The sequence below is a fragment of the Vibrio sp. Vb0349 genome (genome assembly GCF_033338975.1).
In genome coordinates, this window is record NZ_JAWOTS010000126.1 from 1 (window position 1) to 1,666 (window position 1,666).

Annotated in this window: 2 protein-coding genes; both read right to left on the reverse strand. The window is 46.6% G+C overall.

The genetic code is table 11. The annotated features are described in order from the left end of the window. Positions 1-13: 13 nt before the first annotated feature. Entirely contained in the window at positions 14-700 is a 687-nt protein-coding gene (locus R7Q47_RS23790) for a response regulator (RefSeq protein ID WP_318089616.1), read from the reverse strand. Beyond that, on the reverse strand, positions 697-1,666 hold a 970-nt coding region (locus R7Q47_RS23795), incomplete at its 5' end, for a sensor histidine kinase (RefSeq protein ID WP_318089618.1). The genes R7Q47_RS23795 and R7Q47_RS23790, both read right to left, overlap by 4 nt.

Below are 1,666 nucleotides of genomic sequence, written 5' to 3' on the forward strand. Positions count from 1 at the left end.
GGTTCGCGTTTTGTTACCGTATCACTTTTTTATAACAACGTTCCGGACGACCTACCGTGCCGTAGTTTAGATCCGCTTCTAGTTCACCCGAGCTGATCAAATATTCCAAATAACGTCTTGCCGTGGTTCGGCTAGCGCCAATCTTTTCTCCTGCTTCATCAGCCGTTAGTGCGGCTTCACCAACAAACAAGTCGCGAATTTTATCGAGCGTTACGCTATCTATCCCTTTAGGCAAGCGTTTAGGGCAACTGTCCGTTCCTGTATTTGATTGCAACATGCGGTCAACCAAACCTTGATCGAGGCTTTCCGCGACATCCAGCTGTTGGCGCTGAGTGATGTATTTTTTAAGTGCCGTTTCCAAGCGTGGGAACATGACGGGTTTTAACAGATAATCCACCACACCTCCGCGCATCGCTTGCTGTAGTGTGTCGACATCCCGAGCCGCGGTAATCAAAATTACATCACAAGTTTGATTGTTTGAGCGCAGCGTATTTAGTATCTCCAACCCTGTACCATCCGGCAGATAAACATCCATCAAAAGCAGATCTGGCTTGAGCACTTCGAGCTGCATTTCCGCTTCTAATCGCGTCGTTGCAATGCCAACCACATCCAACCCTGCCAATTGGCTCAGGTATTTGTGGTGTAATTCAGCAATGGCAATGTCATCTTCAATGATAATTACTCGCGTTGCCATGTTCATACTTGTTCTTCCTTTGGCAAATACACGGTTATTCGCGTTCCATGTTCTGTGTTTGGTAGCATTTCAACATGCCCGTGATAGCGGGTCGCTAATTGGTTCACTAGGTGCAAACCTACCCCTCTATTTTGTCGAGATTTTGTCGAAATGCCTTTTTTGAAAAGGGTTTGAGGTTCAATGTTCTCTGGCAACCCACATCCGTGATCGCTGACTTCTAAAATCACTTCGTTGCCGTAATCGCTAACCGAGACTTCGATGTTTCGACGCTCTGATGCAACGTTGGATTCATTGCGAATAACGCTCAAAGTCGCATCAAACGCATTGTCGATCAAGTTACCTAAAATGGTGACCAGATCTTCCGAATTTAACCATTCAGAAAGCGGCTCCAAGCGACTGCCCTCCTCGACCACCAGCTGCAAACCCAGTTCTCGTGCTCGCTCTGTTTTTCCCAACAACATACCCGCAATAAGCGGATCTTTTATGGTATCTCGCAAAAACTCGATCATGGCTTGATAATGGGCGGTTTCTTGTCCGATGAGCTTTTGCACAGCCTCAAGCTCACCCATTTGTACTAACCCACTGATCGTATTGAGCTTGTTTCTATGCTCGTGAGTTTGAGAACGCAACAAGTCCGCATATTCTTTGGTTTGCGAGAGCTGCTCCGTAAGCTCGTTGATCTCGTCACGCAAGCGAAAACTTGATACTGCCCCGACAATCTTTCCTTCCACAAAGATGGGTGAGCGGTTCGCAATTAAACGCTTATGATTAAGGAAAATTTCAATGTCGTGATCTTCTTGACCCGTTTCAAGAACGGTATATAAGTCGCTGTCGCGTAATGTATCCGTAAGCGGTTTGTTGAGCGCCTTATCTCTGTCAATGCCGAGAATCTGGCAAGCACTGCGGTTGATGGAACGAAGCACACCTTGTGCGTCAATGCTGAGTACACCTTCTTTGATAGTACTCATGGTG